17 protein-coding genes and 1 other RNA gene are annotated in these 18,566 nt (G+C 69.0%); 11 read left to right on the forward strand and 7 right to left on the reverse strand.

Going from position 1 to position 18,566, the window contains the following annotated elements; genetic code table 11:
* Positions 1 to 10: 10 nt before the first annotated feature.
* From AAG688_RS08395 to asnS, 3 genes are all read right to left on the reverse strand, one after another.
* On the reverse strand, positions 11 to 319 hold the full coding sequence (locus tag AAG688_RS08395; RefSeq protein ID WP_411834890.1) for a hypothetical protein: 309 nt from the start codon (positions 317 to 319) through the stop codon (positions 11 to 13).
* Positions 319 to 621, reverse strand: coding sequence for a hypothetical protein (locus AAG688_RS08400; protein WP_411834891.1), 303 nt, complete (start codon positions 619 to 621; stop codon positions 319 to 321). The genes AAG688_RS08395 and AAG688_RS08400 overlap by 1 nt, the downstream gene beginning before the upstream one ends.
* Positions 622 to 820: 199 nt before the next feature.
* Positions 821 to 2,221 carry an asparagine--tRNA ligase gene (gene asnS / locus AAG688_RS08405; RefSeq protein ID WP_411834892.1) on the reverse strand — a complete coding sequence of 467 codons (1,401 nt, stop codon included), beginning with the start codon at positions 2,219 to 2,221 and terminating at the stop codon, positions 821 to 823.
* Positions 2,222 to 2,359: 138 nt separating this feature from the next.
* Between asnS and AAG688_RS08410 the strand changes: the two genes are divergently transcribed.
* The 8 genes from AAG688_RS08410 to AAG688_RS08445 all read left to right on the forward strand — a co-directional run bounded on the left by AAG688_RS08410 (position 2,360) and on the right by AAG688_RS08445 (position 9,505).
* Complete coding sequence (locus AAG688_RS08410; RefSeq protein ID WP_411834893.1) at positions 2,360 to 2,698, forward strand: HesB/IscA family protein; 339 nt, start codon at positions 2,360 to 2,362, stop codon at positions 2,696 to 2,698.
* Between the two features lie 314 nt (positions 2,699 to 3,012).
* Entirely contained in the window at positions 3,013 to 3,438 is a 426-nt protein-coding gene (gene rpsF, locus AAG688_RS08415) for a 30S ribosomal protein S6 (protein WP_411834895.1), read from the forward strand.
* Positions 3,439 to 3,449: 11 nt separating this feature from the next.
* Positions 3,450 to 3,680, forward strand: coding sequence for a 30S ribosomal protein S18 (gene rpsR / locus AAG688_RS08420; protein WP_057657706.1), 231 nt, complete (start codon positions 3,450 to 3,452; stop codon positions 3,678 to 3,680).
* A gap of 186 nt (positions 3,681 to 3,866) precedes the next feature.
* A complete protein-coding gene (gene rplI, locus AAG688_RS08425) occupies positions 3,867 to 4,316 on the forward strand; it encodes a 50S ribosomal protein L9 (RefSeq protein ID WP_411834896.1) in 450 nt (149 codons plus the stop codon).
* 206 nt (positions 4,317 to 4,522) lie between these two features.
* Positions 4,523 to 5,920, forward strand: coding sequence for a replicative DNA helicase (locus AAG688_RS08430; RefSeq protein WP_411834897.1), 1,398 nt, complete (start codon positions 4,523 to 4,525; stop codon positions 5,918 to 5,920).
* Positions 5,921 to 5,957: 37 nt separating this feature from the next.
* Complete coding sequence (gene alr / locus AAG688_RS08435; RefSeq protein WP_411834898.1) at positions 5,958 to 7,157, forward strand: alanine racemase; 1,200 nt, start codon at positions 5,958 to 5,960, stop codon at positions 7,155 to 7,157.
* Positions 7,158 to 7,238: 81 nt separating this feature from the next.
* Entirely contained in the window at positions 7,239 to 8,654 is a 1,416-nt protein-coding gene (locus tag AAG688_RS08440) for a cryptochrome/photolyase family protein (protein WP_411834899.1), read from the forward strand.
* Positions 8,655 to 8,827: 173 nt separating this feature from the next.
* Positions 8,828 to 9,505, forward strand: coding sequence for an OmpA family protein (locus tag AAG688_RS08445; protein ID WP_411834901.1), 678 nt, complete (start codon positions 8,828 to 8,830; stop codon positions 9,503 to 9,505).
* 210 nt (positions 9,506 to 9,715) lie between these two features.
* Here AAG688_RS08445 and AAG688_RS08450 read toward each other — a convergent pair whose 3' ends face one another.
* A complete protein-coding gene (locus AAG688_RS08450; protein ID WP_411834902.1) occupies positions 9,716 to 10,201 on the reverse strand; it encodes a DUF7004 family protein in 486 nt (161 codons plus the stop codon).
* A 141-nt stretch (positions 10,202 to 10,342) separates the two neighbouring features.
* Here AAG688_RS08450 and AAG688_RS08455 point away from each other — a divergent pair, with 141 nt between their 5' ends.
* Entirely contained in the window at positions 10,343 to 12,691 is a 2,349-nt protein-coding gene (locus tag AAG688_RS08455) for a Tex family protein (protein WP_411834903.1), read from the forward strand.
* Between the two features lie 133 nt (positions 12,692 to 12,824).
* Here the strand turns inward: AAG688_RS08455 and AAG688_RS08460 are convergent, their stop codons facing one another.
* On the reverse strand, positions 12,825 to 14,564 hold the full coding sequence (locus AAG688_RS08460; RefSeq protein WP_411834904.1) for a hypothetical protein: 1,740 nt from the start codon (positions 14,562 to 14,564) through the stop codon (positions 12,825 to 12,827).
* Between the two features lie 88 nt (positions 14,565 to 14,652).
* Between AAG688_RS08460 and AAG688_RS08465 the strand changes: the two genes are divergently transcribed.
* The gene (locus tag AAG688_RS08465) at positions 14,653 to 14,898 is read left to right on the forward strand and encodes a hypothetical protein (protein ID WP_411831814.1); all 246 of its coding nucleotides are present in this window, start codon (positions 14,653 to 14,655) and stop codon (positions 14,896 to 14,898) included.
* Positions 14,899 to 14,966: 68 nt separating this feature from the next.
* On the opposite strand, the gene ssrA is transcribed toward AAG688_RS08465, so the two are convergent.
* Positions 14,967 to 15,320, reverse strand: a transfer-messenger RNA (tmRNA) gene (gene ssrA, locus AAG688_RS08470).
* A 164-nt stretch (positions 15,321 to 15,484) separates the two neighbouring features.
* Between ssrA and AAG688_RS08475 the strand changes: the two genes are divergently transcribed.
* A complete protein-coding gene (locus AAG688_RS08475; RefSeq protein ID WP_411831815.1) occupies positions 15,485 to 17,932 on the forward strand; it encodes a S8 family serine peptidase in 2,448 nt (815 codons plus the stop codon).
* Between the two features lie 115 nt (positions 17,933 to 18,047).
* On the opposite strand, the gene smpB is transcribed toward AAG688_RS08475, so the two are convergent.
* Positions 18,048 to 18,536 (reverse strand): SsrA-binding protein SmpB, encoded by a 489-nt coding sequence (gene smpB, locus AAG688_RS08480; RefSeq protein ID WP_411831816.1) that lies wholly within the window; start codon positions 18,534 to 18,536, stop codon positions 18,048 to 18,050.
* Positions 18,537 to 18,566 lie beyond the last annotated feature (30 nt).

Genomic DNA, 18,566 nt, shown 5'->3' on the forward strand with positions numbered 1-18,566 from the left:
ACCGGCGCAATCAGGCGCGATGGCCGAGCGTGCGCACCATCAGCCCGCGCAATCCTTCGTCGTCGTCGGCTTGCGGCGGCGCAATCTCCGCCAGCGAGAAGCCGCGCGCCAGCGCGTCGTCCTCGTCCAACCCGTCCCAGGCGACGAACTCGGCATCGAACAACGCGGCGCGGGCGCTGTCCTCGCTGTCGTAGGCCAGCGTGTTGCCGTCGCTGTCCAGCACCTCGGCGGTGCCGGCCTCGCGCACGCGCAGCCGCGCCCAGATCAGCATCCGGCCCAGCGAGGCGAGGTACCAGTCTTCGCGCACGTATCCGTCCATCAGGACGCCACCGACCACAGCCACAGCAGCGCCGACATCGCCAGCGCGCCGAAGATCACCAGCAACGCCAGCCGCGCCGGCGTCGCCAGCCCGGTCAGCGAGCCGTCGGCGGTCTCGCGGTAGCGCCCGTTCAGCAGCCAGCCCAGCGACTGCCCCTTCAGGAACGCGCCTTCGCCCCAGGCCTGCGACAGCGCCGGATGGCGATCGCGCACGTGCACCAGCGTCAGCGGCCAGAAGATCACGAACGCGCAGAAACCGGCGATGGCGATGCCGACGAAGCAGAGGGCGAGGAAGAGGAGCATGGGGGGAGGGGCTAGGGGCTAGGGATTAGGGGCTAGGGATTAGAGGCTAGGGGCTAGGGGCTAGGGGCTAGGGATTAGAGGCTGGGGGGCGGGAGTGAAGGATATTGGGATTGGAGAGATGGTTGGACCAGATTGCCAGCCTCTAGCCTCTAGCCTCTAGCCCCTAGCCCCTAGCCCCTGGCCCCTAGCCCCGGCTCCATCAAAACTCCGCACTGCCCGGCGCGCGCGGATAGGGAATGGCATCGCGGATGTTGGACAGCCCGCACACGTACACCACCAGCCGCTCGAAGCCCAGGCCGAAGCCCGCGTGTGGCACGCTGCCGTAGCGGCGGAAGTCGCGGTACCAGTCGTAGTGCGCCGGATCCAGGCCGAACTGCGCCATCCGCGCGTCCAGCACGTCCAGGCGCTCCTCGCGCTGGCTGCCGCCGATGATCTCGCCGATGCCCGGGGCCAGCACGTCCATCGCCGCGACGGTTCTGCCGTCGTCGTTCAGGCGCATGTAGAAGGCCTTGATGTGCTCGGGGTAATTCATCACCACCACCGGGCGGCCGACGTGTTCCTCGACCAGCCAGCGCTCGTGCTCGGTCTGCAAGTCCAGGCCCCATTCGACCGGGAAGTCGAACTTGCGGCCGGACTTCTGCAGCAGGCCGATGGCGTCGGTGTAGTCGATGCGCTCGAACGGCGCGTTGATGAACGCCTCCAGCCGGGTGATGGCGTCCTTCTGCACGCGCTCGGCGATGAAGGCCATGTCGTCGCCGCGCTCGTCCAGCACCGCGCGGAACAGGTACTTGAGGAAGTCTTCGGCCAGGTCGGCGTCGGCGGCCAGGTCGGCGAAGGCGATCTCCGGCTCGATCATCCAGAACTCGGCCAGGTGGCGGGTGGTGTGGCTGTTCTCGGCGCGGAAGGTCGGGCCGAAGGTGTAGACCTTGCTCAGGCTCAGGCAGTACGCCTCGACGTTGAGCTGGCCGGACACGGTGAGGAAGGTCTCCTTGCCGAAGAAGTCGCGGCCGAAGTCCACCTCGCCCTGGCCGTCGCGCGGCAGGTTGGCCAGGTCCAGCGTGGAGACGCGGAACATCTGTCCGGCGCCCTCGGCGTCGGAGGTGGTGATGATCGGCGTGCTGATCCAGTAGAAGCCGCGCTCGTGGAAGAAGCGGTGCACCGCCTGCGCCAGGCAGTGGCGGATGCGGGTGACCGCGCCGAACAGGTTGGTGCGCGGGCGCAGGTGCGCCACCTCGCGCAGGAATTCCAGCGAGTGCGCCTTGGGCTGGATCGGGTAGGTCTCCGGGTCCTCGACCCAGCCGACCACCTCCACCGCGCTGGCTTGGATCTCGAAGCTCTGGCCTTGGCCCTGCGAGGGCACCAGCGTGCCGGTGGCGACCACCGCGCAGCCGGCGGTCAGCCGCTTCACCTCCGCCTCGTAGTTGGGCAGGGTGGACGGGGCGACCACCTGGATCGGCGCGAAGCACGAGCCGTCGCTGACGTTGACGAAGGACAGCCCGGCCTTGGAATCGCGCCGCGTGCGCACCCAGCCGCGCACCGTGACTTCGCCGCCGGCCGGGATCCTGCCCGCCAGCGCATGTTCGACGCTCACCACCGTCATGACTTGAATCCTTCGGCAACCAGAACCATCTAGGGGAGGCGCAGTTTACCGGTGTGCCGGTAGGCGCGCGAGGCTGGGCGGGCGGTCATGATGCCTGGCCTATAATTCCTCCCGCCAATCCGCCCCAGAGTCCACCGCATGGCCATCACCCTGACCCCGAACGCCCTGCAGCGCGTGCAGCGTTTCCTCGCCGAGGCGCCGGACGCGCTTGGCCTGCGCTTCGGCGTGGCGCGCACCGGCTGCTCGGGCTGGGGCCACGTGGCCGACCTGGCGCGCGACCGGCGCGAGGGCGACCAGGTGTTCGAGCACCAGGGCGTGCGCATCTACGTCGACGCCGACAGCCTGCCGCTGGTCGACGGCACCGAGATCGACTTCGCCAAACAGGGTCTGGGCGAGACCTTCGTCTTCCGCAACCCCAACGCCGCCGCCGAATGCGGCTGCGGCGAGAGCTTCACCACCGACGCCGACAAGGCCTGAGCCTGCGGGAGCAGGCTCAAGCCTCCCAAGGTTTGCCCAAGGCAAACCTTGGGCCCCGTGTCCTTTGCCTCCGAATCCCCGCGGCTTCGCCGCGCCCCCTTTACCAAAGGGGGCTTTCCTCCAGTCAACGAACGAAAGGGGCAAGGCGGGGAATGGCGGCCAACCCCGTCCGCTTGCGGGCAAGTGCTTGAACTGCCATAATTTCTAGCTTCCTGCGCCCATCAAGCGCAGGTCCCTTGCTCCACCGCCAGGCCTTCGCGGCCGCGCGGGGAGCTGTCCGGCCCGTCAGGGCCACATCCGAAAGGTAAACAACGATGCGTCACTATGAAATCGTGTTCCTGGTCCACCCGGACCAGAGCGAGCAGGTGCCGGCCATGATCGAGCGCTACAAGGGCCTGATCGAAGGCGGCAACGGCAAGATCCACCGCCTGGAAGACTGGGGCCGCCGCCAGCTGGCCTACCCGATCCAGAACCTGGTCAAGGCCCACTACGTGCTGCTCAACATCGAGGCCGACCAGTCCGTGCTGAGCGAGCTGACCGAGACCTTCCGCTTCAACGACGCCATCCTGCGTCACCTGGTCATGAAGCGCGATGCGGCCGACACCGAGCAGTCGCTGATCATGAAGAACAAGGACGAGAAGGGCGACAAGCCCGAGCGTGGCGAGCGCCGTCGCCGTGACGATGAGGAAGGCGAGGCTCCGGCCGCAGCCGCCGATTCCGATTCCGCCGAAGCCGCGTAAGGAGCACACCCATGTCCAAGTTTTTCCGCCGCCGCAAGTTCTGCAAGTTCACCGCCGAGGGCGTCAAGGAGATCGACTACAAGGATCTCAACACCCTGCGCCAGTACCTGACCGAGACCGGCAAGATCGTGCCGAGCCGCGTCACCGGCACCAAGTCGCGCTACCAGCGCCAGCTGTCCACCGCGGTCAAGCGCGCGCGTTTCCTGGCGCTGATCCCGTACACGGACAACCACGACGTCTGACGTTCTCCTTCCCCTCCGAGGGGAAGGCCGGGATGGGGATGGTTTTCCCTCCCGGTGAGACAGAACCGGATACGAGCCACACCATCCCCACCCAAACCCTCCCCTTGAAGGGGAGGGCTTGAACCACTGTCATTCGGACAGCCCACGCTGCGGGATGATTCCCGCTAACGAATACGGAGCAAAGAAATGGAACTGATCCTCCTGCAGAAAGTGACCAACCTCGGCGTCCTCGGCGACAAGGTCAAGGTCAAGCCCGGCTACGGCCGCAACTACCTGGTGCCGCAGGGCAAGGCCGTGCCGGCCACCGCCGCCAACCTGGCCGAGTTCGAGGCCAAGCGCGCCGAGTACGAGGCCAAGGCCAAGGCCGTGCACGACGAGGCCGAGAGCCGCCGCGCCAAGCTGGAAGGCGCCAGCGTGACCATCAAGGCCAATGCCTCGACCGAAGGCAAGCTGTTCGGCTCGGTCGGCCCGCGCGACATCGCCGAGGCGTTCACCGCCGCCGGCCTGCCGCTGGAGAAGAGCGAAGTGGTGATGGGCGAAGGCGCCATCCGCAACGTCGGCGAGTACGAAGTCATCGCCAAGCTGCATGCCGACGTCGAGACCCCGGTCAAGGTGGTCGTCGAAGCCGAAGCCTGATACCCCGGCTTGCAGGCAATACCCGGAACGGGCGCCCCTTGGGCGCCCGTTTCGTTTGCGGGGCGCGCAGTCGCAACCGGTGAGATCTCCACCGGTTATCCCGGCTTATCCACATAGTTATCTGCAACGCCCGAACCCGCCAGGCGCCTAACATGACCGGTCCCGCCGTTTCCCTCGCATCCTTTCCGAGCCCGCCGTCGCGCCCCATGCCCGCATCCCCGAGTTTCCGCTACGACCAGCACGAGGCCCGCATCGAGCAGCTGCGCGTGCCGCCGCATTCGATCGAGGCCGAACAGGCCGTGCTGGGCGGGTTGATGCTGGCACCGGAGGCCTACGACCGCATCAACGACAAGCTGACCGAGCGCGACTTCTACCGCCGCGACCACCAGCTCATCTACCGCGCCATCTGCGAGCTGGCCGAGCGCAACCGCCCCTACGACGCGGTGACCCTGGGCGAGTGGTTCGAATCGCAGGGCCAGTTGGAGCAGATCGCCGGCGGCGCCTACCTGGTCGAACTGGCCAGCAACACGCCCTCGGCGGCCAACATCGTCGCCTACGCCGAGATCGTCCGCGACAAGGCGGTGATGCGCCAGCTCATCGATGTCGGCACCGGCATCGTCAACGACGCCTTCCAGCCCGAAGGCCGCCAGAGCGACGAGCTGCTGGCCGTGGCCGAGCAGAAGGTGTTCGCCATCGCCGAGGCTGGCGCGCGCGGGCGCAGCGACTTCGTGGCGATGAACAGCGCGTTGAAGGACGCCTTCGAGGTATTGCAGAGCCGTTTCGAGAATGGCGGCAGCGTCACCGGCCTGCCGACCGGCTACACCGAGTTCGACGAGATGACCGCCGGCCTGCAGCCGACCGACCTGCTGATCCTGGCCGCGCGCCCGGCGATGGGCAAGACCACGCTGGCGCTGAACATGGCCGAGTACGCGGCGATCAAGTCGAAGAAGGCGGTGGCGATCTTCTCGATGGAAATGTCGGCCGCCCAACTCGCCCTGCGCCTGATCTCGTCCAACGGCCGGGTCAACGCCACCCGCCTGCGCACCGGCCAGCTGGAGGACGAGGACTGGAGCCGCGTCACCAGCGCCATCCGCATGCTCAAGGAGACCAAGATCTTCATCGACGACACCCCCGGCCTGTCGCCGGAGGTGCTGCGCTCGAAGGCGCGCCGGCTCAAGCGCGAGCACGACCTGGGCCTGATCGTCATCGACTACCTGCAGCTGATGTCGGTGCCCGGCAACAGCGAGAACCGCGCCACCGAGATCTCCGAGATCTCGCGCTCGCTCAAGGGCCTGGCCAAGGAGCTGAACGTGCCGGTGATCGCGCTGTCCCAGCTCAACCGCTCGCTGGAGACGCGCACCGACAAGCGCCCGGTGATGGCCGACCTGCGCGAGTCCGGCGCCATCGAGCAGGACGCCGACGTGATCGTCTTCATCTACCGCGACGACTACTACAACAAGGAAAACTCGCCGGACAAGGGACTGGCCGAGGTGATCATCGGCAAGCAGCGTTCCGGCCCGACCGGCTCGATCAAGCTGAAGTTCTTCGGCGAGTACACCCGCTTCGACAACCTGGCCCACGATTCGGTCGGCAGCTTCGAATAGCCGCCGGGGGCGAGGTCGGGGCCGCTACAATCGCGCCATGTCCGCCCCGCCTTCCGCCGAATCCGGCCCGTCGCACGCGTACCGCGCCGAGGCCAGCGATCGTCCCACCCGCATCCGCGTCGATCTGGACGCGCTGAGCGCCAACCTGCGCGCCCTGCAGGCCCATGCCGGCGTGCCGGTGATGGGCATCGTCAAGGCCAACGCCTACGGTCACGGCCTGGTGCCGGTGGCGCTGCACCTGCAGGCGCAGGGCGTCGCGCAACTGGGCGTGGCCTTCGTCGAGGAAGGCATCGCGCTGCGCCGCGCCGGCGTGCGCGTGCCGATCCTGGTGCTGGGCGGCATCCATGCGCCGCAGGTCTCGAGTTTCATCGCCCACGACCTGGAGGTCACCGTCTCCTCGGTCGACAAACTGCGCCAAGTGGAACGGGCCGCCGAGTCGATGGACCGCAAGGCAGTGATCCACCTGAAGCTGGACACCGGCATGGGGCGCATCGGCGTGCACAGCGGCAATGCCGCGCCGTTCATAGAGGCCGCGGTGGCCTCGCGCTGGTGCGTGGTGAAGGGCGTCTATTCGCACCTGGCCTGCTCGGACGATCTGGCCTCGCCGATGACCGGCGAGCAGTTGCGGCGTTTCCTCGACGCCTGCGCGCACTTCGATCGCATCGGCGCGCCGATGCCGGTGCGGCACCTGGCCAATTCCGGCGGCGTGCTGCACTTCCCGGGCACGCACCTGGACATGGTGCGCCCCGGCATCGCGCTGTACGGGGTGCTGCCGGATCCGGCCTCGCGCGCCGCCGTCGGGCTGCGGCCGGCGCTGTCGCTGGTCTCCAAGGTGGTCTACTTCAAGGTGGTGAAGGCGGGCAGCAGCGTGAGTTACGGCGCCACCTGGAGCGCCGCGCGCGATACCCGCGTGGTCACCGTGCCGATCGGCTATGGCGACGGCTACCCGCGCGCGCTGTCCTCGCGCGGCGAGGTGCTGGTGCGCGGCCGCCGCCTGCCAATCGCCGGGCGCATCTGCATGGACCAGTTCATGGTCGACATCGGTCCGGAAGGCACCGCCTACAACGGCGACGAAGTGGTGCTGATCGGCCGCCAGGGCGAGGCCGGGATCTCCTGCGAGGCGGTGGCGCAGGCCGCCGGCACCATCCCCTACGAGATCCTGACCGGTCTCAACGAGAGGATCCCGCGCGAGTACACGGGCGGCGCGGCCGGACAGGGCGGGAGCACGGCGGGATGAGCGCACGTCGCGCCACCGGCGGGCGCAGGAGCCGGGCCGGTACGCCGCCGTACCAGCGCGCGACCGGCTGAGGGCATTCCCGTGGCGCGCGCGATCGTCTGGTTCCGCAACGACCTCCGGCTGGACGACAACCCGGCGTTGCAGGCCGCGCTGGACGAAGGCTACGCGCCGGTGCCGGTCTACGTCCATGCGCCGGAGGAGGAATCGCCGTGGGCGCCGGGCGCGGCCTCGGAGGCCTGGCGGCACCGCTCGCTGGCGGCGCTGGAAAGCGACCTGCAACGGCGCGGCTCGACGCTGCTGTACCGGCGCGGCCCCACCGCCGAGGCGCTCGGTGCGCTGATCGAGGACAGCGGCGCCGAGGCCGTGTTCTGGAACCGCCGCTACGAACCGGCCATCGAGCGGCGCGACGCCGGGCTGAAGTCGGCCCTGCGCGAGCGCGGGCTGCGTGCGCAGAGCTTCAATGGCGCGCTGCTGTTCGAACCCTGGCGGCTGGCCACCCAGCAGGGCGGGCCGTACAAGGTGTTCACCCCGTACTGGCGCGCCGCGCAGGCGCAATGGCGGTTGCCGGCGTTGTGGGAAGCGCCGCTACGGCTGCCGGCCGTGCCCGAGTCGCTGGCTGGCGCATCCCTGTCGTCGCTCGGCCTGCAACCGCACCTGCGCTGGGACGCCGGGTTCTGGGAAGTCTGGCAGCCGGGCGAGGGCGGTGCCGGCGAGGCGCTGGAAGTGTTCATCGACGGCGCGCTGGCCGACTACCACCGCGAGCGCGACCTCCCCGATCGCACCGGCACCTCGCGGCTGTCGCCGCACCTGCACTTCGGCGAGATCGCCCCGTGGCGCATCGCCGCCGAACTGGAAAAGGCGCGCAGCGCACGCACCGGCGCCGACATCGACGCCTACCTGCGGCAACTGGGCTGGCGCGATTTCGCCCACCACCTGCTGCACCACTTCCCGCAGACCCCGCAGGACAACCTCAACCCGCGCTTCGAGCGCTTCGCCTGGGCCGAGCCGGACCTGGCGACGCTGTCGGCCTGGGAGCGCGGCCGCACCGGCGTGCCGATCGTCGACGCCGGCATGCGCGAGCTGTGGACCACCGGCCATATGCACAACCGGGTGCGCATGATCGTCGCCAGCTACCTGACCAAGCACCTGCGCTACCACTGGTCGCACGGCGCGCGCTGGTTCTGGGACACGCTGGTCGATGCCGACCTGGCCAACAACACGCTCGGCTGGCAATGGGTGGCCGGCACCGGCGCCGACGCGGCGCCTTATTTCCGCGTGTTCAACCCGGTCACCCAGGCCGAGAAGTTCGACCTGGACGGCCGCTACATCGCGCGCTGGCTGCCGGAACTGGCGCCGCTGCCGCTGCCGCTGCGCTTCGCGCCCTGGCAGCGGCCGGACCTGCTGGCCGAGGTCGCGCCGGACTATCCGCGCATGCCGGTGCGGGATCTGGCCGAAGGGCGGGAGGCCGCGCTGGCGGCATACAGGGCTGCGGTCTGAGCCGGCGATGACGGTTGCCGTGTCCCGCGTCCCCGGCGTCCCACGCATGCATCCCGACTGAACGGAGCGCGAGCTGCGACGTCGAATCTTCACCTGATGGACAGATCCGCTGGGCTAAGTTTCACGGCGCTGAACGACTGGGCATCGGCATGCCCCATGACGAGGAGAAGAATATGAAGAAGCACGCCATCAGGACCACGCTCACCGCCCTGGCCGCGGCCGTCGCGCTCAGTTCCTGCGCCACCTACACCGGCCAGACCAGCGATCCCAACGATCCCAACCGCACCCGCCAGGGCGCGCTGATCGGCGCCGGCATCGGCGCGGTCGCCGGCTTGCTCAGCGGCAGCGACGCCACCGAGCGCCGCCAGCGCGCGCTGGTCGGCGCCGGCGTCGGCGGCCTGACCGGCGGCGCCATCGGTGCCTACCAGGATCGCCAGGAGGCCGAACTGCGCCGCCAGACCTCGGGCACCGGCATCAACGTCAGCCGCGAGGGCGATGTCATCAAGCTCAACCTGCCGGACGGGGTGACCTTCGATTTCGGCAAGGCCGACCTGAAGCCGCAGTTCTACCCGGCGCTCAACAACGTGGCTTCCACGCTGCGCGAGTACAACCAGACCATCGTGGAAGTGACCGGCCACACCGACAGCATCGGCAGCGAGGCGGCCAACCAGCGCCTGTCCGAGCAGCGCGCCTCCTCGGTCGCCAACTACCTGATCGGCCAGGGCCTGATGCGCGAGCGCTTCGAGATCGTCGGCATGGGCAAGCGCTACCCGATCGCCAGCAACGACACCGACGCCGGCCGCGCGCTCAACCGTCGCGTCGAGATCCGCGTGGTGCCGGTGCGTTCGTAAGCGAATCGTCATCGCGAAGGGAGAAGGGCCGCATCGCGGCCCTTCTTCGTTTTTGACTGGAGACGATGGTGGGCCGGTCACCGTCGATGCACGCGTCGTCTCCCTCATCGCCACGCAACCCGATCCGGTTCCGATCCCGAATGCCGTCATCCCAGCTTGCGCTGGGATGACGGGCCGGCGGAGGCGCATGATTCGCGTGGGGCTAAACCCTCAAAACCCCCGCAACCCGCACTCCGCATCCAGCACCTGCCATTCCTTGCCGCGGCTGAACCCCGCCGCCAGTTCCGCGTCCCATCCCTCGATCAGGCTCTGGTACATGCCCAGCCGCTTGATCCGCTTGCGCAAGGGTGCGTGGCGCTTGTTCTCCTCGGCCACCATGCCTGCGTAGACGATGGACAGCAGCTGGTCGACCTCCAGCGCGTCGTCGCCGTAGCCGGCCGACAGCGCGCCGATGTGGTCCATCAGCGACGCGTCGACCCGCGCGCCGGTGCGCTCGTAGATCTGCACGAAGTCCTCGTAGAGCCGGTAGGCGCCGTGGCGCGCCGCCAGGCGCTTGAGCTCGCCGAAGTACCAGGCGTCGCGCGGCGCGGTGCGCGACTGGCCTGGCCGGAGCAGGTAGACGCACCAGTCGTCGAACTGCCCGCGGCCGAACTCGATCCGCGAACCGTCGCTGAAGGTTTTCAGGTGCCTGCTCATGGGAAAGCCGTTGGACGCCGCGGCCATGTTAACCGCTGCCGCGCCGCGGCGGAACGCGATTCCGCCGGCTGTCAAGCCGTTTCCCCGCGCCGCCTGGGTTGTCACAATCGCCGTCCCGCCCGGCAACACGTAACAGGAAACATGCAGGACAGCCGCATCGCGCTCCACATCGCCACCACCATCGCCGCCGAGATCGGCGCGCAGACTGCGCAGGTCACCGCCGCCGTCGGCCTGCTCGACGAGGGCGCGACCGTGCCCTTCATCGCGCGCTACCGCAAGGAGGTCACCGGCGGCCTGGACGACACCCAGCTGCGCAACCTGGAAACGCGACTGATCTACCTGCGCGAACTGGAGGACCGCCGCGCCGCGGTGCTGGCCAGCATCGACGAGCAGGGCAAGCTGACCGCGGAGCTGCGCGCCGAGATCGAGGCCGCCGACACCAAGTCGCGCCTGGAGGACCTGTACCTGCCGTACAAGCCCAAGCGCCGCACCCGCGCGCAGATCGCGCGCGAGGCGGGCCTGGAGCCGCTGGCCGACGGCCTGCTCGCCGATCCGGCGCGCGTGCCGGAGGAATTCGCCGCCGGCTTCGTCGATGCCGACAAGGGCGTGGCCGACGCGAAGGCGGCGCTGGACGGCGCGCGCGCGATCCTGATGGAACGCTGGGGCGAGGACGCCGCGCTGGTCGGCGAACTGCGCCAGTGGCTGCACGAGAACGGCGTCATCCGCGCGCGCGTGGCCGTGGGCAAGGAGAACGACGGCGCCAAGTACCGCGACTATTTCGACCATGCCGAGCCGCTGGCGAAGATTCCCTCGCACCGCCTGCTGGCGCTGTTCCGCGCGCGCCGCGAGGAAATCCTGCACCTGGATCTGGAACCGGGCGGCGACGCCGAGGCCGGCCACCAGTTCGCCGAGGGCCGCGTCGCCCTGCACGCGGGCGTCGCCGCGCAGGGGCGCGCCGCCGACAAGTGGCTGCTGGACGCGTGCCGGCTGACCTGGCGCGCCAAGCTGCACATGCACCTGCTGCTGGACCTGTTCAACCAGGCGCGCGAGAAGGCCGAAGGCCAGGCCATCGAAGTGTTCGGCGACAACCTCAAGGACCTGCTGCTGGCCGCGCCGGCCGGCCCGCGCGCCGTGCTGGGCCTGGACCCGGGCTTGCGCACCGGCGTCAAGGTGGCGGTGGTCGACGCCACCGGCAAGCTGGTCGATACCGCCACCATCTACCCGCACGAGCCGCGGCGGCAGTGGGATCAGTCGCTGCACCTGCTGCGCCAGCTATGCGGCAAGCACGGGGTCGAGTTGATCGCCATCGGCAACGGCACCGCCAGCCGCGAGACCGACCGGCTGGCCGCCGACCTGATCAAGCAGGCGCCGGAACTGAAGTTGCAGAAGATCGTCGTCAGCGAGGCCGGCGCGTCGGTGTACTCGGCCTCGGAACTGGCCGCGCGCGAATTCCCGGAGCTGGACGTGAGCCTGCGTGGCGCGGTGTCGATCGCGCGCCGCTTGCAGGATCCGCTGGCCGAGCTGGTCAAGATCGAACCCAAGGCGATCGGCGTGGGCCAGTACCAGCACGACGTCGATCAATACCAACTGGCGCGCAAGCTCGACGCGCGCGTGGAGGACTGCGTCAACGCGGTCGGCGTGGACGTCAACACCGCCTCGGCCGCGCTGCTGACGCGGGTGTCCGGCCTGTCGGCCAGCGTGGCCGAGAACATCGTCGTCTACCGCGACCAGCACGGCGCCTTCCGCAGCCGCAAGGACCTGCTGAAGGTGCCGAGGCTGGGCGAGAAGACCTTCGAGCAGTGCGCCGGCTTCCTGCGCATCGCCGACGGCGACCAGCCGCTGGACGCTTCCTCGGTGCACCCGGAAGCCTACCCGGTGGTCGAGCGCATCCTCGCCGGCAGCAACCGGCAGGTGAAGCAGATCATCGGCGACACCGCCTTCCTGCGCGAGTTGAAGGCCGAGCAATACACCGACGAGCGCTTCGGCCTGCCGACCGTGCGCGACATCCTCAAGGAGCTGGAGAAGCCGGGCCGCGATCCGCGTCCGGAGTTCAAGGCCGCGCGCTTCGCCGACGGCGTGGAGGACATCAAGGATCTCGAGCCCGGCATGGTGCTTGAGGGCGTGATCAGCAACGTCGCCGCGTTCGGCGCCTTCGTCGACATCGGCGTGCACCAGGACGGCCTGATCCACATCTCGGCGCTGTCGGATCGCTACGTCAAGGATCCGCGCGAAGTGGTCAAGGCCGGCGACATCGTCAAGGTCAAGGTGCTGGAGGTCGATGTCGCCCGCAAGCGCATCGCGTTGACGCGGCGCCTGGACGATGCGCCCGAGCAGGGCGCCGCGCGCGACGCGCGTCCGTCCGGCGACAGGCCGCGCGGACGCGATGGCGGCGGGCGCGGGCAGGGCGGCGGCAAGCCGGTGAAGCCGTCCGCGCCGCCGGCGGACAATGCGCTGGCGGCCGCGTTCGCACGGGCCAAGGGCACGCACTGAATCGGCGTGTCCGCCTCCGCCGCGGCGCGACGGGCGGAGGCGGCGGCATGGAGCGCCAGCACGCTGCGGACGCGGAAACCCCGCGGGTCGCCGCGGAGCATGGGAGGGCCGGCGAATGCCGGCCCTTTCCGTTTCAGCCCCTGTCGCCGCGCTCGGCGTACCTGGGCAGCAGGTTGGCCAGCTCGGCCGATGCGGCCAGCGACTTGAACGCGCGCTCGACGCTGAGGCTGGCGCCTTCCAGCAGCACCTTTTCCAGCGTCTCGCCCTCCAGTCCGCGCACGTTCTTCTCGTCCGGCTCGGGGAACGCCTCGCGCAGCGCCACCAGCGCGCCACCCAGGGCGATGTCCAGCAGCGCCGAGGCGTCGAACCATTCGACGCCGTCGAACTTCTCGCGCAGCGGTTCCGGTTCCGGCCACCACGGATCGATCTCCGGGATCAGCCGCGGCAGCCGCGGGTACAGCAGGCCGATGACCAGACGCACGCTCTGGCAGCGGCCCGCATAGCGGCCGAGCACGTCGCGCGCATGCTGGCCGATCAGGCGGATCACGCTCAGATCGGTCGCGGCCAGCTTGATGTCGGTCGTCGTCAGCACCGCTTCCATCACCCGCTCGTCCCACAGCAGCGTCCAGTGCAGGCGGGTGTTCATGCAGCGGATGCGCTCCGGCCGCGACAGCCATACCGCGAGGTTGCGGTAGTAGGCCTTGATGTTCTCGAGATGCGCCTGCCCGGTCGGCGAGGACAGGAAGCCGTTGCGCCAGACATGGCCCGGCGGCAGTCCGGCATCGTTGAAAAGGCCGATCAGGTTGACGTTGACGAAGTGATGCCAGGTCGCATCGGTGACCACGCGGCCGATGCCGGCGCGATGGCCATCGTAGGCGCAGATGCCGCCGAAGCTCTGCGCGAGCGTCGGATCCTTGCTACCCGAGCGCGTGCCTGAAAGCACGGTGGAGTAGGAGATCACCTCCGGCAGGGGGCGCGGCCCGCCATCGACGGCGTTGGGGTATTCGGGACCCAGGGCACCCCCGAAGTTCAGCGTCGCGCTGGTCGCGGCCGGTTCGACGCACTCGCCCTCGTGCGGGTGATCCGGCATCACCCGGATCATGCCGTTCGGCCCGCACAGCAGCGGGTGCGGGAAGCTGTAGCGGAACAGCCCGCTCTGGCGCCGGTAGAGGCGCGGCTGGACGGTCTGCGGCACGTCGTCGGACTGGTCGCCGAAGGAGGAGCCGCCGGCCTGCGGCCGGTTGGTGTCGTTGCGGCGGCGGCCACTCATGCTGACCTGGTCTTCGGAGTTCTGCGCCGACGTGCTTTGCCACAGGCGCATGCCGCGCGCGCGCGGGATCGCGTGGCAGAGCGCGCGCCCTAGCATGCCGTGATCGCCGGTGGCGAACAGGCCGCCGCCGGCATTCATGTACTGGGTGAGGACGCGCAGTTCGTTGTCCGACAGCCGATCCGACGGATACCCGTTGCCGCGGCTGTAGGAGGTGGCGATGCCGAACAGGAACACCGCGTCGTACATGCCGGTGCCGAAGTGCGCGCCGTTGTCGAACTTGAACGACTTGATGCGGTTGGCGATGCGCGGTTCGCCGCCCATCAACTGGCTGTCGGCCACGTTGTTGATGTGCGCCAGCGTGATCTGGAAGCGCGCGTGGCGGCCGGGCATGTCCAGCAGCGAGCGGACGAAGGTGGACAGGCCGAAGTCGGCCTCGGAGAAATCAAGTCCACCGTCTGCAACGAGCAGCAGCCTGACCGTGCAGGGCCGCAGGAACGGCCAGTGAAGCTCGGGATTGAAGAAAACCTGATCGCGGAAGCGGTCGCGCAGATCGAGGTGGCGGAGGTTTTCGATCGTCAGATGGCGGAGGTCGGTAGTTGGCATGGTGCGCTTTCCCTGGCTGTCGGATCCTCCCTGTGCATTGCCGACAACGCCCCTGCGCCCGCCATGCGGACACCCGCATCGCGTGTTCATGCCGATGAACAGCGGAAACAGAAGAGAACCAGAATTTTCCTACGCCACGACCGGTACTTTCCTGACAGGCGACCTGGAGAAGCTGCAAGGAAACGACCTGCCGGTCGAGCGGCTGATGGCCGGAATCATGGAGGTCGTCGAACACCACTGCCGCCAGACCGGCCAGTACGAAGAGCGCGCCGACTCGGCGACGGGCGGATACAGGCTGGGCGAGGGCAGGGCGCGCCCGTCATCCGGTCGGTGATCAGGGCAGCGCGTGTTGGGAAACGGCACGAAAAAGGCCGCTTCCGCGGCCTTTTTCGTTCTTTGGAATGGTGGAGGTGGGCGGAATCGAACCGCCGTCCGAAGGTACTCCATCCCCGGCACTACATGCTTATCCCCCCGTTGAGTCTCGTCCTGCGACAGCACGGTGGGCGAAGCGCACCGCAGGACCAGCCTGTTAGAGGTTGACCGGGAGCTGACAGGCGGCCGCTCCCGGCGATTCCGTGATAATGACCCTACGCTGCGAGCACGGACACAAGCAGTTTCGGGGCTTACGCCTTAAGCGGCGAGAGCGTAGTTGTCGTCGTTGGCAACTAGAGTTTTGCCGCTGGATTAACGAGGAAAGCTGCCCCCTCGGCATGCGCCAGGCAACTTCGCAACCCCCGTCGAAGCCAGTGCACCCCCGGGAGTCAGTCAGCGCTGACGTTGCCAGTGTAGGGGCGGGTCGCGGCCGCCACAAGTGTGCGGCGGTTAACGGTCAGCACGCCTTCACCTGGCGCAGCATGGCCTGACCGCGGACGCCGATGCGTTGTCCGCAGCACAGGGGAACGACGCTCAAGGAGTTGAAGATGGCCGGCAACAAGCCTCCCCGCCGCGGGCCGCCCGGGAAATCCGCGCAGGCCGCGCGCAAGACCGCACGACGCACGAAGAAGGCCGCCGCGACGACGGCCAGGGAAATCCCCGAGCCTGCGCAGCCCGGCGACTTCATGGCGATGTCGCAGGGACACGCCAGGACCGTGCTCTACATCCACGGCATCGGCAACAAGCCGCTGCCGGAAGTGCTGCGGCGGCAGTGGGACAACGCGCTGTTCGGCCGCGGCATGGGCGAGCGCACGCGCATGGCGTACTGGGTCAACCGCGAGCGCTATCCCTCGCCCGAGCCCGGCGGCATCGACGATCGCGACCAGGGCCCGATGCTGAACCAGTCCGAGCAGCGCATCCTCAGCGCGCTGGGCGTCGAGCCGGGCATGCAGGACCTGGGCGAACTGGCCGACACGCTGGCCGACAGCGAGGGCGAGCGCGCGCTGCTGCACCGGATGCTGGGCGAACTGGAAGCCTCGGCGCCACCGCCCGGCGCGCCCGGTGCCAAGGGCATCGCCAGCGGCCTCAACCGCATCCTGCTGAAGATGATCTCCGCGGCGCTGTTGCAGGACGTGCACGACTTCTTCTTCGTCGCCGGCGAGCGCGAGCGGATGCGGCGCAGCCTGCTCGAGCGCATCGAGGCCGGCGGCGGGCCGTTCGTGGTGGTGGCGCACAGCCAGGGTTCGATGATCGCCTACGACGTGCTGCGCGAGCTGGATCCGTCGGTCCACGACGTCGCGCTGTTCGTCACCGTCGGCTCGCCGCTCGGCCTGCCCAGCGTGCGCAGCATGTTCAAGCAGTGGACGAAGAAGCGGAAGCTGCCGTTCCCGGCCTGCGTGCGGCGCTGGGTCAACATCGCCGAGCACCTGGACCCGGTATCGCTGGATCACGACCTGACCGACGACATCGAGCGCCCGGCCGGGCGCTTCGTCAACATCGACGGCGCGCGCATCAACCCGGACTGGCAGCGCAACCCGCATTCGGGATCGGGCTACCTGTCCATGCCGCAGACGCGGCAGGAGGTGCGCAACGCGGTCGGCACCGGTTTCGACCAGCCGGTCTCCAACACGGTGCTGATCAAGGACCTGTCCGACCAGCTGGAAGCGCGCGGCGCCGAGTACCGCCACGAGATCCTGATCGAGCTGGACAAGCTGCCCGACGGCGGCGATCGTGTGCAGGTCCGCGACGCGCTGATCGCGCGCATCCGCGCCCTCGGCGCGGCGACCACGCGGCTGAAGGGGCACGCGCTGGACGAGGCCATCGAGCTGGAGGACGGCCTGCAGCGCTTCGTCTCGGCGCGGCTGACCCGCTTCGAGATCGAGGCGTTGCGCAACGACTACCGCGCGCTGAGCTTCAAGCGCCTGTGGCGCGACGCCGGCAAGCGCGCGCTGCTGCACCAGTCGCCGGGCGTGGTGCACGCCGACGCCGCGCAGGTGTCCTACCGCGCGCGCGGCAACCGCATCGGCTGGGCGGTGCTGGACACCGGCATCGCCGCCAGCCACCCGCATTTCCACCAGCGCGGCAAGCGCGACCTGGTGGCGGCGCAATGGGACTGCACGGTGCGCGGCAAGCCGAAGAAGCTGGTGCGCGCCGACGGCGCCGCGTTCAGCGGGCTGGACGGCAACGGCCACGGCACCCACGTGGCCGGGATCATCGCCGGGCAGTGCAGCGCGCCGCTGCCCGGCGGCGGCGATGCGGTGGAGTTCAGCGGCATCGCGCCGGAGACGCAGCTGTACGGCTTCAAGGTGCTCGACGACGACGGCGCGGGGCGCGATTCGTGGATCATCAAGGCGATCCAGCAGATCGCCGAGGTCAACGAGCAGGCCGGCGAACTGGTCATCCACGGCGTCAACGTGAGCCTGGGCGGTTACTTCGACGTCGAGAGCTACGGCTGCGGGCACACGCCGCTGTGCAACGAGCTGCGGCGGCTGTGGCGGCAGGGCGTGGTGGTGGTGCTGGCGGCGGGCAACGAGGGCCTGGCCTGGCTGGTGCAGAACGATGGCCATTCCTATCCGATGAACATGGACATGACCATCGGCGATCCAGCCAACCTGGAGGAGGCCATCGCGGTCGGCTCGGTGCACAAGAGCAATCCGCACAACTACGGGGTGTCGTATTTCTCCTCGCGCGGGCCGACCGCCGACGGGCGCTGCAAGCCCGACGTGGTGGCGCCGGGCGAGAAGATCATCTCGGCCCACCACGGCTTTGATCCGCGCGATGCGCGCACCTGGATGGTCGAGATGAGCGGCACCAGCATGGCCGCGCCGCACGTGTCCGGCGTCATCGCCGGGTTCCTGTCGGTGCGGCGCGAGTTCATCGGCTTCCCCGACCGGGTCAAGCAACTGCTGATGGAGCACGCCACCGACATCCAGCGCGATCGCTATACGCAGGGCAGGGGGATTCCCAACCTGATGCAGATGCTGGCCTGTACCTGAAACGCCGCCGCGGGCGCATCCGGCGCGGGGCCGGGTGCGGAGGGCGCCGGTCCCGCCCTGGGGCCGGCGCCGTCGAGGACGTGCGAATCGAGGGGCGGCGTGCGCCCCTGTGCGCTCAGGCGTTCTTGTTGTGCTGGCGCATCGCGCGCTGCTTCTCGCGCGCCCAGTCGCGATCCTTGCTGGCGGCGCGCTTGTCGTGGGTCTGCTTGCCCTTGGCCAGGGCGATTTCGGCCTTGACCTTGTTGCCCTTCCAGTACAGCGCGGTCGGCACCAGCGTGTAGCCGTCGCGCTCGACCTTGCCGACCAGGGTGTCGATCTCGCGCCGGTGCAGCAGCAGCTTGCGGGTGCGGCGATCGTCGGCGACCACGTGCGTGGAGGCCTGGATCAGCGGGGTGATCTGCGCGCCGAACAGGAAGATCTCGCCGTTGCGGATGGTCGCGTAGGCCTCGGTGATGTTGGCCCGGCCGGCACGGATCGCCTTGAGCTCCCAGCCTTGCAGCGCCAGCCCGGCCTCGTGGCGCTGCTCCAGGTGGTACTCGTGGCGGGCGCGCTTGTTCAACGCGATGGTGCCAGTTGCTTTATTCTTGTCCGGTTTCTTGCCCATCCGTCCATTGTCGCCCAAGGCGGAACCACA

The organism is Pseudoxanthomonas mexicana (assembly GCF_046736355.1).
Classification (GTDB): domain Bacteria; phylum Pseudomonadota; class Gammaproteobacteria; order Xanthomonadales; family Xanthomonadaceae; genus Pseudoxanthomonas_A; species Pseudoxanthomonas_A mexicana_B.